General features: G+C 73.5%; 10 protein-coding genes. 8 read left to right on the top strand and 2 right to left on the bottom strand.

Annotation, left to right across the window (positions count from 1 at the left end; genetic code table 11):
- The first annotated feature begins 181 nt into the window (after window positions 1–181).
- From SSP08S_RS46260 to SSP08S_RS46225, 8 genes are all read left to right on the top strand, one after another.
- On the top strand, window positions 182–2,458 hold the full coding sequence (locus SSP08S_RS46260) for a hypothetical protein (protein WP_019074472.1): 2,277 nt from the start codon (window positions 182–184) through the stop codon (window positions 2,456–2,458).
- Window positions 2,455–3,600 carry a GTPase gene (locus SSP08S_RS46255; protein WP_019074471.1) on the top strand — a complete coding sequence of 382 codons (1,146 nt, stop codon included), beginning with the start codon at window positions 2,455–2,457 and terminating at the stop codon, window positions 3,598–3,600. The genes SSP08S_RS46260 and SSP08S_RS46255 overlap by 4 nt, the downstream gene beginning before the upstream one ends.
- A 62-nt stretch (window positions 3,601–3,662) precedes the next feature.
- Entirely contained in the window at window positions 3,663–4,562 is a 900-nt protein-coding gene (locus SSP08S_RS46250; RefSeq protein ID WP_019074470.1) for a hypothetical protein, read from the top strand.
- Between the two features lie 44 nt (window positions 4,563–4,606).
- Entirely contained in the window at window positions 4,607–5,098 is a 492-nt protein-coding gene (locus tag SSP08S_RS46245) for a hypothetical protein (RefSeq protein WP_019074469.1), read from the top strand.
- A gap of 12 nt (window positions 5,099–5,110) precedes the next feature.
- Entirely contained in the window at window positions 5,111–8,560 is a 3,450-nt protein-coding gene (locus SSP08S_RS46240; RefSeq protein ID WP_019074468.1) for a CHAT domain-containing protein, read from the top strand.
- A gap of 32 nt (window positions 8,561–8,592) precedes the next feature.
- Window positions 8,593–10,542, top strand: coding sequence for a caspase family protein (locus SSP08S_RS46235; RefSeq protein WP_078532772.1), 1,950 nt, complete (start codon window positions 8,593–8,595; stop codon window positions 10,540–10,542).
- 157 nt (window positions 10,543–10,699) lie between these two features.
- Window positions 10,700–12,424 (top strand): ABC transporter ATP-binding protein, encoded by a 1,725-nt coding sequence (locus tag SSP08S_RS46230; RefSeq protein WP_019074466.1) that lies wholly within the window; start codon window positions 10,700–10,702, stop codon window positions 12,422–12,424.
- A complete protein-coding gene (locus SSP08S_RS46225; protein WP_019074465.1) occupies window positions 12,421–14,190 on the top strand; it encodes an ABC transporter ATP-binding protein in 1,770 nt (589 codons plus the stop codon). The genes SSP08S_RS46230 and SSP08S_RS46225 overlap by 4 nt, the downstream gene beginning before the upstream one ends.
- Window positions 14,191–14,549: 359 nt before the next feature.
- Here SSP08S_RS46225 and SSP08S_RS46215 read toward each other — a convergent pair whose 3' ends face one another.
- Entirely contained in the window at window positions 14,550–14,768 is a 219-nt protein-coding gene (locus SSP08S_RS46215) for a hypothetical protein (protein ID WP_019074463.1), read from the bottom strand.
- Complete coding sequence (locus tag SSP08S_RS46210; RefSeq protein ID WP_019074462.1) at window positions 14,765–14,971, bottom strand: hypothetical protein; 207 nt, start codon at window positions 14,969–14,971, stop codon at window positions 14,765–14,767. Before SSP08S_RS46210 ends, SSP08S_RS46215 begins: the two co-directional genes overlap by 4 nt.
- Between the last annotated feature and the right edge of the window lie 76 nt (window positions 14,972–15,047).

Below are 15,047 nucleotides of genomic sequence, written 5' to 3'. Positions count from 1 at the left end.
AGCCACCCGCAGCTGCCGAAGATCCCGCGGCTCGCCCGCCGGGGCGCGTGGCGCGTACCCCCGGCGCACAACAAGTCGTCGCGCAACGGATAGTTCATCCCCTATCGTCCGCCAACTGCCCGGTCCATACTGCTCGCCCTAGGCTGGCCAACCAATTCGTCACGCCTCGGGGGAAGCGTTCATGGAAAACACCGCCGTACGTCTGGCTGCCCTGCTCGCCGCACGCAAGGAACGGCTGGCGCAGGTCGAAGCCGCCACTCACCGATGGAGCGCAGTCAGCGCGGCACTGGCCGAACTGGGCCGGTCCCTGCGGATGCTGGCCGCCCACCCGGATCTCTCCGACGAGTCCAGGGCCCAGCTGTCGGCACCGTCCCTCCCACCGGCCCAGGCCTCGATCGCCGAACTGCACGAGCTGTTACGCGCCGCGGCGTCCCGCTTCGCCCGGGACACCGTGAACATCGGGGTCAGCGGCCGCGCCCGGGTGGGCAAGAGCACCCTGCTCCAATCCATATCCGGGCTGTCGGACACCCAGATCCCCACCGGTTCGGGGCTGCCGGTCACCGCGGTCCGCAGCCGGATCTTCCACACGCGCGGGCCGGAACGGGCCGTGCTCCGCTTCCACGGGCCGGAATCCTTCCTGACCGAGGTGGTACACCCGTACCACGCCCAGATCGGCCTTCCGGCCGCGCCGGCGTCCCTGGAGGAGTTCCGGGGCTGGCGCTACCCGGAGCCGGAGGATTCGGCGGACTCGGAACCCGTGGCCCTGCTGGTGCGACTACGGCAGATGCAGCAGGCCCTGTGGTCGTACGAGGCCGACCTCACCGGGGGCGAGCGCCTCCTCGACCTGGACGAGCTCCGCCCCTATGTCGCCTACCCCACCGACAAGCAGGTGGAATCGGGGGACGACTGCCCCCGCCCGTACCTCGCCGTGCGCGACGCACGGATCGACTGCTCGTTCCCGCACACCGATGTGGCGAGCCTGGGAATCGTGGACCTGCCGGGCCTCGGGGAGAACGAGGCCCAGTCGGAGAAGCACCACGTCGCCGGGCTGCGCCACGAAGTGGACCTGGTCGTGCTGGTGAAACGGCCGGTGGAAGGCATGGGGTACTGGGGCAAGGAGGACGCGAAGGCGCTCAGCCTGCTGGACGAGGTGCGCGGCTTCATCCGGCAGCGGGGGGACTTCGTCGAGCTGCTGCTGAACGTCGGCACCCCCGAGGACCACAGCAGCGCTCCCGCCCTGCGGAACCACATCAAACGTGAGGTCAACGGCGGTCAGGACGGCCGCTGGTACACGGTCCGCGAGACGAACGCGAAGGATCCCGAGGCGGTGGGCGCGCAGCTGCTGGGTCCCCTGCTCGACCGGCTCGCCCACACGCTGCCGGTCATGGACGACGACATCCTCGACGGGACGGTCCGGGCCGAGCAGACGGCTGCGCAGCGGGTCGGGGCCGTGCTGGCCGAGGCGCGGCAGGCGCTGACCCGGGCCCGGTCGCACAGCGCGGCACCGGCCGAGGACCTCGAAGTCCGGGTCCAGGAACTCCGGCGGTCCCTGGCCGTCGATCTGTCGGTGCTGCTGGACGAGCTGCGCACATACGCGTACGCGGAGGACCAGGACCCCGACTACGAGGCCGCCGTGGAGGCCGCCCACCGCGGGCTGCGCTCCTGGCTGACGCTCGGTCTGGGCACGGGCGGGCAGGACGACGACCCGGAGACGGCGCGGGCCGCCTGGTGCGAGGAGGCACTGCGCGTCATGCGCGTAGAGCTCTCCAGCGGCGGGCTCGTGGCCGACGAGCTGCACCGGATCCGGGTGGAGACCGGACGCCACTTCTCCCGGGTCGACGTCTACTTCGACCGCCGGGTCACCTGGCTGTGGACCAAGGCGAGCGCCCTGCTGGCCGGGCACACGGGGACGCTGCTCGCGGAGCGGCCGGGCGAAGAGGGGCTGCGTGCCCTCGCCGGATTCGCCAGGGCCGCGGCGGAGCCCTGCCCCACCCTGGAGGAGGCCGTACAGGGGCTGCTGGACCTGCGGCTGGACTACCGCAGCCAGCTCCACCCCAGGGTCCACGGCGAGTTGGAGCGGCTCCGCCCACAGCAGCGGGACCCTCTGACCGGCATGCCGCAGTCGCAGATCGCGGTCGAGATCAGTCCGGCCGGAGCGGGGGAGTTGTACGAGTTCCTCACCGAGCGCGCCGAGCAGACTGCCCACCGGACGCGGCAGGCCCTGCTGCGCGAGTCGATGACGCCGGCCACGGTGCTGCTGTCGGCGATGGAGCACTTCGACGACCTGCTGATCCGCTCGGCCGACGCCGAGCGCGACCTGCGCCGCTTTGCCAGGAGCTACCGCAACGAGCTGTGGCCGGGCGTCTACGAGGGGCTGGACTCGGGTCACGCCCGCTTCGCCGCGGTGGAGTCGGCGTGCCGGACCGTCCAGGAGACGCTGGAAGGAGCGACGGCATGATCCCGACCAACCAGCCGGCCCCCGAGTTCAAGATCGGCGTACTGGGTCCCAGCCGGGTCGGCAAGACCTCACTCATCGCGTCCATCCTGGCCGACAGCTCGCGCTTTCTCGGCGGGACCAAGGTGACGCTCAAGCCGCGGACCAAGGACACCGAGATCCGCATCATGAACCGACGCGACGATCTGGACGGTGCCGTACTCGCCGGGCACTTCGACCATGTCGCACTGGCCGGGACCCAGGAAGCGACCCGCTTCGACCTGGCGCTGGAGACCGGGGCATCGGGTGCCGGCCTCCGGCTGACCCTGCTGGACTTCCCCGGCGGCTGGCTGAAGGCGGCCAACCGCCCGCCCGAGCAGGAGGAGGAGTGGCAGAAGTGCCGTGAGTTCATGGCGGAGAGCAGTGTGCTGCTCATCCCGATCGACGCGACCGTACTGATGGAGGCGTCCACCCCTCGGCACCGGAGGGCGCTCCCCGCCACACTCAACACCGCCGAGGTGCAGTCCGTCGCCGAGGACTGGGCCACGGAACGGCTGATGCGGCCGGACGAACCCGCACTGGCGATCCTGGTGCCGGTCAAGTGCGAGAGCTACTTCGCCGACAACGGCGGGACCGTGGCGGCCGGCCAGGTGCTGCTCGAAACGGTGCAGCAGGTGTACGGAAGCGTCCTGGACGTCATCCGGGCCAACGACCCCAACGCGAAGATCCTTTACTGCCCCGTGGACACCCTGGGCTGTGTCGAGCTCCGCAGCGCCGAGTGGGAACCCGCGCCCAAAGCACCGGGCGGACTCTCCTTCGAAGCCAGGTTCAGCATCCGCAAACCGGCCAAGATCTCGGTGCGCGGCGCGGAGGACGTGCTGATCGCCATCTGCCGGCTGCTCACCTCCGCCCGCCGGGAGACGGAGCAGGAAGAAGTCATCCACCGGCAGGAACTGGCGCTCCACGCCGAGGCGCTCGCCCGGCAGCCGGAAGGCTTCCTCCGCAGCATCTGGCTGTGGGCCAACGGCACGACGGCCGCCCGGCGGGACGACGCGGACGACAAATCACGGCTCGCGGAGATCAGCCGGAGGCGGGCACTCCTCCTCGCCGAGGCCGTCGACACCTTGGCGAGGCGCACGTACAGCGACCGGGTCAGGAGGTTCTAGCCGGTGCGACAGCCCACGACGCCACAGCCCGCGCGACGACGGCCCTCCGGGGAAGGGAACCGATGGACGGATATGTGATGTCCCGCGGCCGGGACCGGGACCAGGACTACGGCTACCTCGGCGCCGCGCCCCCCGCCGCATGGTGGCGGTCCTACTCGGGCGTCGCCGACTTCGAGTACCCGACGCTCCTCGTCGAGTCGGACGCAGGCGGCTGGCGCGCCTACCTCAGCGGCATCCGCTCGGAGCGGACGGACGCGGTGGGCACGCCCCTGCGCTTCACTCTGGTGCTGTCCGGCGGCCCTGCGGACGAAACAGCCCCGCGGGTCGCCCGGTTCGCCGCCCAATGGCTGGAGGACATCGCCGCCCGGCGGCCCGCGGGCGCGGTGGCCGCGTGCCTCGACCGCCACTTCCCGGCCGAGGAGGTCGAACGGCTGCTGGGGCTGCGCGACGGCGCCGCGCTGGACGAGACCCGGCGGCTCCTGGAGGAGACCTTGGCCGATCCGGCCGGGCCGGCGGGCGGTGAGAAGACCGCGGACGGCGATCCCGGCCACGGGACGCCTCGCTCCGCGCCCCCGTCCTGGATCAACACGGTGCAGGACGGCCTGTCGCGGGAGTGCTTCGCCGTACGCGTCGGGGAGTTGCTCTCCGGCACTCCGGGCCGCGCCCTGCTCCTGAACCTGGCCACGGAGGCGGGGGACGTACCGGACACAGGCCCGGACGGCCGGGTGGCGGCGCTCGTCGTCCACCCGAAGCGGGACTTCGGTCCGGGGCCGGTGGCGATTCCGGGAAAAGTCCGGGGCCTGGTGGAGGCCGGGCCGGCGCGCAGGGCGACTCCCGGAATCTGGCAGAGCACGAGCACCGGGCAGAAGGCGCTGATCGCGCTGGGGGCGATCGTGCTGGCGGCGGCCGTGGGAGCGGCGGGCCACGCCATGGGGGCCTGGAACATCTGGGACCTGTTCTAACCGAGGGCCCGGAAGACGGCCCGGCCGGATCCGGGCAGCTGGTGATGCAATGCCGGGAGGACGGCGTCTCCTATGTGTTCACCGTGGACTGGCACAGTCCACCACCGGCGGAAGGTACCGGGCGGGCGGAGTTCACGGCCCGGCAGGACTGCCCGGCCGCGGCCGGACTGTCGGGGGATTTGGACGTCACGGTCCATTCGGGTGGGCCCGGCGTCGGCCAGTTCGTCGGCGGAGTGGCCAAGCTCTGGTCGGCGGGCTACAACTTCAGCCAGTGGCGCCCGGGCAAGGCGTTCGACGAGATGACGGACGGCTTCGGCGAACTCGTGGGCCTGCGGACCAGGGTCGATCTGACGGTGCGCTTCCACGCGGCGGACGGACAGCCGTCCACCCCGCTCCGGGTGACCGGCCGCACGGCGTCGCCGCTGGCGGACACCGACCGGGCGGTGGAGTGGGACGACTTCCGCCTCCGGACGCCCGACTCACCAGCGCACCGGAGAGCCGTCCTGACCCTCTCCCTGCCGCCGATACGCCGCTGAGGAGACTCCCGCGTGGTGGTGACCCGTGACCTTCTGCTGTCCCTTCTCCTCGCCGGACACGGCACCGCACCGCCCGGCGGCGTCCCGCCGGCGGAACGCCCCCTGGCCGAGGCGGCAGCCGCGCTCGCCGCGGGCGAACCGAAACGCGCGCTGCGGGCCCTGGGCCCCGGCACGGGACCGGCCACATCCGCCGGGCGCACGGCCGTGGACGACGTGGCGAACGCGCTCCGCGTCGCCGCGCTCGCCCAGGACCTCAACTGGTTCCCGGGCGACGGCGGGGCGGTGCTGTCCGAGGAGGACGTCGACCGCGCCGCCCGCCCGGTACCCCGTCCGGTGGCCGACCCCGACGCCGTCCTCCTCGTCCTGGTCGCCGCCCGGCTGATACCCGACATCAGGAGCGCCCGGGCCGTCGCCGACAACTCCCGGACCGCCCAGGACGTCCTCTCGGCCCGGCGGGCGCTGGACCAGCTCACGGCGTGGGAAGCCCGACTGGCCACGCTCGCACCGCCGTCGGTACGCGCCCATCTGTGGATCGCCGCGGCGGACGTGGCCCACCGTGCCGGGCTCGGGAACGAGACGGCGGCGGCCCTGAAGACCGCCCGGTCCCTCGCGGGCGCCGACCCGGCGGCCCTCGCCCAACTGGCCACCCTCGAAGGGGACATGGCGCTGGAGCCGATGTCCCGGCCCGAACTGCTCGGCCTGCGCCTGGACATGGACCTCCCGGAGCTCGTCCCGCCCGATGCCCGATCGGCGCGCGCACACTACGCCCGTGCCGACGCCCTGTTCACCCGGCTCGGCTCCGGCGGTGGGCGCGCCGCCATCGCACTGCGGCGGGCCCAACTGGCCCGTCGTGCCGACGACTTCACAATGTGTACGGCGTTCCTGGACGCGGCAGGGCGCGCCGCGTGGGAGTCGGGTGCCGGAGCCCTCGCACGGCTCGTGGAGGCGCACCGGGCCGTCGACCGGATCGGCGGCGGCGAGGACGTCCCGGCCGAGGCGCTCGACGAGCTGTCCCGCTGGTCCCGGACCGACGGGAGCGGCAGCTTCGCCCGCGGTCTGGTCCGGCTGCTCGTCGTGCGCTCCCGCACCTGGCGGGACCGGGGCGCGGCCCTGCCGGCGCTGCGCTGTCTGCGGCTGGCGCGTCGCCTGTCCGTGTCGCTGGACGCGTCGGCGGAACGCGAACTCGTCGAACGGGCCCACGTCGAGCTCGCGGACCGGCTCAACGTCCGCCGGGCATCGTCCGTGTTGCTCGCCGCCGACACCGCGGAGGCGATCGCCGGGCTCGGCGACGGACCCGTCGACGAACTCGCCTTCGGGCGCGCCGCGAGCCTGGCGATCGGCTTCGACAACACCGTCCAGGCCCTGGGCGACCCAGACTTGGCCGTCGTCGACGCGGCGCGGCTGGAGGAGCTGTGCCGGCTGTCGGCGCGGGTCACCGACGTCTCGCCGATGGGCACGCAGATCATCGCCATGGTGCATGCCACCGCCCGCGAGGCGGCACTGATGCTCCCGTACCACGAGGGGCAGCGGGCGCTGGCCGCCGGGTACCGCGACGAGGCCCGCCGGCACTTCGCCCTGGCGCTCACGGCGGCGGAACGGGAGGGGAACGACTTGCTGCGGTGCCTCCTCCAGTACCTGCTCGACTGCTGGGAAGAGGCCCACGAGGTCGCACTCGACCTGTTCCACCGTGGTGATCTCCACCCCGACCACGCGGTTTCCCTCTTCCTCCGGCTGGCCGACCCGGCCACCGCGGAGCTGGCGCTGGCCGAGCTCGACGCGGTCGGCCGGCCCGGCCCGCCGGACCGGCCGTGGGCGGACCCGGCCCGCCGGGCGGAACTCGCGATGGCCCTGGGCCGGCACCGCGAGGCGGCCCGGCTCTCCGACACGGCCCTCGACCTGTTCGAGCGGCACGCCGCCCAGCTGGTCCGGGACCCGTTGCGCAGCGCGGCCACCGACCACGTCGATGTGGCCGGGATGTTCCATACGGCCGTCCGCGCCCGCCTCGCCCTGGCGTCGGAGTACTCGGACGGTGCCGCGCTCGCCGCCTCCTTCGAACTGTCCGACCGCTGCCGCGGTTTCGCGGTCGACACGCTGCGCTCCCTGGTCGGGCCGGCTTCCGGGCCCGCCCGGGACGCCGCCCGCGGCTGGCTGCGGGCGGGCTCCCGATGGGCGGCGGCGTACGAGGAGTTGACGGGCGCGGCGCTCGCCACGGAGCCCGTGGCCGGCCGTACCGGTTCCGCCCTGCGCCCGCGGGTGCTCGCCGCGGAGGACGCGCTGGACGCGGCGGAGTCCGAGGTGGCCCGCCACGCGCCCGCGCTGCTCATGCGGCACCAGGGGGAGCGGGGTGCGCTGCTGGAAGAGGTGCGGGCGGCTCTGCCCGCCGACACGGCCCTGCTCATGTACGAGTCGTTCGACCAGGAACTGCTCGTCTGGTCCGTCGAGCGGGACCGGGTCCACCACCGGGAACTCCCCGTCCGCGCACGCGATTTCGCCTGTGATGTACGCGCGTTCCACACCGCGTGCGCCACCGGTGGCGTGGACCGGGTGGGGGCGTCTGCCCTCGCAGAGCGGCTCCTCGGGCCCGTCGCCGCCGCGGTCGACGCGGGCCGGCGGCTGTACGTCGTCCCCCATGGCCCCCTGTCCCTGCTGCCGTTCCACGTGCTGCCCCACCGCGGCCGGCCACTCGGTGTGTCCCGGACGGTCTCGTACCTGCCGTCGGCCGCGCTGCTGACCCTGCCCGGGGCCGGCGAGCGGCCCCGGCCCGGCGCCCCGGCGCTGCTCGTCGGCGACCCCGCGTACGCCCCGGAGCAGGGCCTGGCCCGGCTGCCGGGCACGGCGACGGAGGTGGCCGCCGTCGCGCGCCTGCTCGGAACGGGTCCTCCGTTGACGGGTGCGGAGGCGACGGCACGGAACGTGGCCGCCGGGGCGGCGGGTGCCTCGGTGCTCCACTTCGCGACGCACGGTCTGGTGGACGAGCACGGCCCCAACCTCGGCCGTGTCGTCCTGGCCGGCCACGACCAGCTGGCCGTCGGCGACTTGATGGGACTCGACCTGACCGGGGCCCTGGTGGTGCTGTCGGCGTGCCACACAGGGCGCGGCACCGCCACGATCGGCGGCGACGTCGTGGGTCTGACCCGGGCCGCGGTGACGGCGGGCGCCCGGCACGTCGTCGTCTCGCTGTGGCCGGTGGACGACGAAGCGGGCTGCCTGACCATGGTCGCGCTGTACGAGCGACTGGCCGGGGGCCTGGGGGTGGCGGAGGCCCTGGCCGCCGCCCAGCGCTGGGTGCGCGGTCTCGGCGCGGCGGGCCGGCATTCCGCCTACGAGGCCCTACGGGCACGGGAGGGCACCGCGGCGGCGGCACCCTGGGCGAGGGACGGCCAAGTGCCGCCCTTCGCACGGGAGGAGGACCGGGACGACCTGCCCTACCACTGGGCACCGTTCGTCCACATCGGCGGCTGACGGGCGGACCGACCGCCCCGGAGAGGACGGACATGCGCAGAAGGGCATTGCTGATCGGCTGCCAGACCGGGGGCCTCACAGGTGTGGACGCCGACGTGGAGCTCATGGACGGCGTGCTCGGCCCCTTCGGATTCGAGACCACCCTGCTCACCGGCGAACGGGCGACGCGCCACGGCATCGAGGACGCGTACCGGAGGCTGATCGCCGACAGCCGGCCCGGGGACGCCGCCCTGGTCTACTACTCCGGGCACGGCGGTCGTGCCCGCAACCCGGCGCCTGCGGACGACCCTTCCGTACCGGCCTGGCTCCCCTACCTGTGCCCCCAGGACCTTGGCGGCACAGGGTTCCGCGGCTTGCTGGCCGCCTCGCTGAGCCGGTATCAGGAGCGGCTGACCCGGCGGACGGCGAACGTCACGACCGTCCTCGACTGCTGCTTCTCGGGACGCATGGCCCGCGGGAAGTCCCTGCCCAGGGCACACCCACGACCGGGCGGGACGCCCTGGGAGGAAGCGCGTGCAGCCTGGGAGGCGGAACGTGCCGCGTTCGGCGGGGCCGGTGTCCCTGCCGTGGACGCCAATCCCCTGGCCGTCCGGCTCGTGGCCTGCGCCCCCGACCAGAGCGCGTACGAGACCGACGTGCCCGGCCTCGGACGTCATGGGGTGCTCACGGCCTCGCTGGCCCGGCTGCTCCGGCGCCCGGACGCCGCACGCCTGACCTGGCGTCAGCTGATCGGGCAGCTGCGGCCCGCCGTCGCCCATCTTGAGCCGTTCCAGCGCCCGGACGTGGAGGGTCCGGCGGACCGCTTCCTGTTCGACGTGCGCGAGACGTCGGGCAGTGGCGTACTGCCCGTACTGGCCGCGGGACACGGGGTGTTCATCGACGCCGCAGAGCTCTTCGCGGTCGAGGAGGGCGACGTCTACGCCCTGGTGGGGCCGGGCGGAGAGGCCCGCGCACCGCTCGCGACGGCGGTGGTGGACCGGGTCACCGACGGCCGGGCCCGGCTGCGGCCGGTGGCCGGCGCCCCCACGTTTCCCGCGCTGCCGGAGGGGACCGAGGCCCATCCCCTGCGGGTGTCCCTGGGGCGCAGGGCGATCGCCGTGTTACCGGCGGATCATCCGGACCGCGAACGCACGGCCCGGGCCCTCATGAGCGCGGCGCGCGTACGGGTCGTGGGGGCACCGGAGCCCGTGATGGCCACCGTCGTCCTGTCCGACGACGGCGTCGGGCTCCTGGACGAGCTGGGCGAGCCCTTGGTGGACCGGCCCCGCGCCCGTACCCCGGAGGCACTCGCACTGACCGGCGCCGACCTGCGGCGTCTCGCGAGGGCAGCGCAGGTGCGGGAGCTGGTCTCCGGCACGGGGCCGGCAATGCTCGACGGCGGGCTCGACTTCGGCTACGTACGGCTCCTGCCCGACGGCTCCGAACGGCCGCTGGAGCGCTCCGGCGAGCATCTCTTCCGCGGCGACCAGGTGGTCGTCCGGATCCGCAACCGGGGAACGGCCCGTAGGTTCGTCTCGGTCTTCGACATCGGTCTGCGCGGCACGATCTCGTTGCTGACGACGAGCGAACGGTCCGGGGTCGGCATCGGTCCCGGCGAGTGCTACGAGCTCTACCGGCACCCGCAGACTCACGAACTGGCGGGCGTCACCCTCTTCTGGCCGGACGGCCTGCCCCAGGGGTCCCCACGACCGGGCACCTTCCTGGCCGTTGTCACCGACCGCCCCCAGGATCTCTCCCGGCTGGCACAGGAGGGTGTCAAGCACACGTCCGAGGCGCGGGACTCGTCCGTGCAGCGTCTCCTGGACGATCTGCTGAACGGCGTGCGCGACGGTCACGGTCCGGCGTGGGCCGACGGAAGGGAGCAGGTCGTCCGGTACCAGGTGGAGCGGTTCGAGACGTACCTGCACCCGGAGCGGCGCTCCTCGTCCGTGTGGACGGACAGCGCGCCGCCGGACCGCCCAGGGGCAACTCCCAGCGGATGAACACCTGATGGGGCCGGTACGCGTGAGCCGCGCACCGGCCCCGTGGCGTGAATTATTCGATGGGCAACCGCGCTCACGCTCGGTAATCTTCGAGGTCTCCAACCACACCGGGATCGCTCACGGCTGCCCGCGTTCGGCGGCCTGGGCAAGGAGGCACATGATCGACGCGTACGAGGATCCGGGGACACCCGACTGTCGGGGCGGCTGGCATTTCCTGTGGTGGCTGGTGATGCGGCAGCGGTGGCGGGCGGTGTCCGGGGCGCTGTTGTCGAGTGTCTGGATGGTGCTGATGGCGGCGGCGCCGTATCTGATGGCGCGGGCCGTCGACGACGGTCTGGTGCCGGGGCATCTGGGCACGCTGGCCTGGTGGACCGGGGCGCTGTTCGTGGTCGGGGCGGTCAACTCGTGGCTGAGCATCATGCGGCACCGCACCATGACCCGCGTGCGCATGGACGCCAACTTCCGCACGGTGAAGCTGATCGTGGGCCAGGCGGTCCGGCTGGGCGCCGTGCTGTCGCGCCGGGCGCGGGCGGGCGAGGTCATCACGATCGGCGTCGGCGACGTGTGGACGATCGCCCAGTCCCTGACCGTCGTCGGCCCCGGCTTCGGTGCCCTGGTCGTCTACGGCGTGGTGGCCGGGGTGCTGCTGTCGATCTCGGCGCCGCTGGCCGCCGTGGTGCTGCTGGGTGTGCCGGTGATCGCGCTGCTCGCGGGGCCGCTCACCCGGCGGCTGCAGGGCGTGGAGACGGAGTACCGGGAGCGGCAGAGCGTGCTGACCGCGCGTATCGCCGATCTCTCGGGCGGCCTGCGTGTTCTCAACGGGCTTGGTGGCAAAGGGCTGTTCGCGGACGCGTTCCGGCGTGACTCGCAGCGGCTGCGGCGGCAGGGCTACCGGGTGGGCGCGGTGGCCAGCTGGGTGCAGGCGATCGGGGTCGGGCTGCCGACCCTGTTCCTCGCCGTGGTGACCTGGCTCGCGGCCCGGCTGGCGGCCCAAGGGCAGCTCAGCGTGGGCGAGTTGGTCGCCGTGTACGGCTATGTCGCGGTCCTGGTGGGCCCGGTGGCCTTCTTCGTGCAGATGGTCTACGAGCTGAGCCGGGGCGTGGTGGCCGCGCGCCGGGTCGTACGGCTGCTGGCGCTCCAGCCCGAGGCGGACACGGGCACGTCGGCCGCGCCCGCCGAACCGGCCGCCCTGCACGATCCCGACTCCGGTGTGCGGGTGCTGCCGGGGCGGCTGACCGCGCTGGTCGGGGCGCGGCCCGGGGAGACGCTGGCCGTGGTCGACCGGCTCGGCCGGTACGGGCCGTCCCGGGTCACCTGGGGCGGGGTCGCGCTCGACACGATTCCGCTGGACCAGGTCCGGTCCCGGATCCTGGTCGCGGACAACGAGGCCGACCTGTTCGCCGGACCGCTGCGGGAGGTGGTGTCCGGGCGGCGGGAGCGGTCGGCGGAGGCGGTCGCGGCGGCCGTGTTCGCGGGTGCCGCCGACGACATCGTGCAGGGGCTGCCGGAGGGTCTTGACTCGCTCGTGGCCGCGCAGGGCCGCAGTCTCTCCGGCGGGCAGCGCCAACGGGTGCGGCTGGTACGGGCGTTGCTCGCCGAGCCCGAGGTGCTGCTCGCGGTGGAGCCGACCTCGGCCCTGGACGCGCACACGGAGGCGGCGGTCGCCCGGCGGCTGCGCGAGGCGCGCTCGGGCCGTACGACGGTGGTGACCACGACGTCCCCGCTGGTCCTGGACCAGGCGGACACCGTGCTCTACCTGGTCGACGGCAAGGTCGCGGCCGGCGGCGACCATCGCGAGCTGCTGGCGAACGAGCCCGGTTACCGCGCGTTGGTGGCCCGGGACGCGGGTGCGGACGCGGACACGGAGGAGGTCGTACGGTGACGGCGGACAAGGGTCAACTCCCCGTCGCCGAGCGGGCCGAGGTGCGGCGGGCCGCGGTCCGGCTGATCCGGGTGGACCGGCGGGCGTTCGCCGTCGTGCTGGTGGTGAACGCGCTGGCCGCCGCGGCCGGGCTGGCCGGGCCGTGGCTGCTCGGGCGGATCGTGGACGAGGTGCGGGCCGGGGCCGGGGTGGGGGTCGTGGACCGGCTGGCCCTGGTCATCGTGGTGTGCTCGCTGGCCCAGTTGCTGCTGGCGCGCTGGGCGCGGTACGTGGGGTACCGGTTCGGGGAGCGCACGCTGGCCCGGGTCCGGGAGGGCTTCGTCGACCGGGCGCTGGCGCTGCCCGCGTCGGTGGTGGAGCGGGCCGGGACGGGCGATCTGACGGCGCGCGGCACGTCCGACGTGGCGACCGTGGGCACAACCCTGCGGGACGTCGCGCCCGAACTGCTGGTCTGCTCCGTGCAGGCGCTGTTCGTGATGGGCGCGGTGTTCGCGCTCGACCCGCTGCTCGGTCTGTTCGGAGTGCTGGGTCTGACGCCGGTCGGGTTGGCGCTGCGCTGGTATCTGCGCCGGGCCCGGGACGGCTATCTCGCGGAGGGCGCGGCCAATTCGGAGGTCGCCGAGATCCTCACGGCGACCGCGTCGGGAGCCCGTACGGTGGAGGCGTTCCGGCTCCAGGAGCGACGGGTCGCCGCGAGCCGCGACACGCTGCGTACGGCCATGCGGAGCAGGCTGTACACGCTGTACCTGCGGACCGTGTTCTTCCCCGCGGTCGAGATGACGTACACCGTCCCGGTGGCAGGGGTGCTGCTGGTGGGCGGGTGGCTGCACGGGCGCGGGGAGGTGGGCCTGGGTGCGGTGGTGGCGGCCGCGCTGTATCTGCGGCAGTTCGCCGAGCCCCTGGACCAGATCCTGATGCGGGTCGAGCAACTGCAGAGCAGCGGTGCCTCGTTCGCCCGGGTGGAGGGGCTGGCCCGGGCGCCGCGCGCGGAGGGTGACGGGGACGCGCCGGCTCCGGCGGACGACCGGATCGATGTGACCGGGGTGCGGTACGCCTACGAGCGCGGCGGCGAGGTGCTGCACGGCGTGGACCTGTCGGTGCGGCCGGGCGAACGGCTCGCGGTCGTCGGCCCGTCGGGCGCCGGCAAGACCACGCTGAGCCGGCTGCTGGCGGGCGTCGACGCGCCGACCGAGGGCACGGTGACCGTGGGCGGGGTGCCGGTCTCCGGACTCTCGCCGGAGACGCTGCGCCGCCAGGTCGTGCTGGTCACCCAGGAGCACCACGTGTTCCTGGGCTCGGTTCGCGAGAACCTGCTGATCGCCGAACCGGCCGCCACGGACGAGGAGTTGTGGGCGGCGCTTTCGGCGGTCGGCGCGGAGGAGTGGGTACGCGAACTGCCCGACGGTCTCAACACCCCGCTGGGCGCGGACGGTCGGGCCACGGACGGCTCCCAGGCCCAGCAACTCGCCCTGGCCCGCGTGGTGTTGGCCGACCCGCACACACTGATCCTGGACGAGGCGACGGCCCTCCTCGACCCGGCCACCGCCCGCCACACCGAACGCGCCCTGGCCGCCGTACTGGAGGGCCGTACCGTCATCGCCATCGCCCACCGCCTCCACACCGCCCACGACGCGGACCGGGTCGCGGTGATGGAGAACGGCCTGCTGACCGAACTCGGGCCGCACGAGGAGCTGGTGACGGCGGGGGGCGCGTACGCGGCGCTGTGGCATTCGTGGCACGGGAACGGGCGGGCGTCGGGTGACTGACGTGAGGCAGTTCGGGAGCGATCACGTCTACGTCGTCGGCATGATCGCGGTGCGCCCACGCATCCCACCCCGGAACCGAGTTGGACTGCTCGTGCAGGACGATCACGCCATTGTCCGGGTCCTCGATCACCTCGTCGCAGGCGCGGCACGCGCGCACGCTCTTGGCCATGACGCGCCCGCCTTCCGGTAGCGGTGGCAGACGCATCCGCACCGCCGCTGAAGCAGCAGGCCGCCGCCGTACGGGAGTGGGATGTCCTTGGTCTGGCGGCACTCGCCGTGGAGGTCGCCGTAGCCGCGCTGCTTGCCGACGATGCACTCAGGGGACAGTTCAACATCGTCGGTCGATGCCGTTGGCGCGCTCACAGCTCGCCCCGACTGCGCGCGTTGGCCAGGGCCACGCCCGCTGACAGGCGCTCGGTGTCCGTGGGAGGTCGCAGCGGGCCGGAGGTGTCCCATTCGCGCCCGCCGCCGGTCGGCCGGAGCTGCCAGTACGGACCCTCATGACCCATCACCCGGCCGACCCGACAGGTCGCCACGTCGAACACGAGATCGCCGACCTCCGGCGTGAACTCACTCATGCGCACCCCCGCCGGAGGACGTCCGCGAGCCGCAGCGCGACGTCCGCGCGCACCCGCCCCAGATTGATCAGATTCAGGTCAGGTGAGGCCGCGTCGGCTCCCAGGGACGGCAGGACGATCCCCGCCAACGTCAGCGCTCCGCGCAGCACTTCGACTGCCTCGACGGTGGCTTCGGCTGTGCCTGATTTCTGTGCTGTGGTCATGAACTCATCGTCACGGCTGGGCGGTTGAGCCGGCGAGCAGGTATGCGCAGATATTCTCAAGGGGATGAGTCTTATG

The organism is Streptomyces hokutonensis, from assembly GCF_000376565.1.
GTDB classification, from domain to species: domain Bacteria; phylum Actinomycetota; class Actinomycetes; order Streptomycetales; family Streptomycetaceae; genus Streptomyces; species Streptomyces hokutonensis.
The sequence above is the reverse complement of the archived record's forward strand: the minus strand, read 5'-3'. Positions and strand labels throughout refer to the sequence as shown.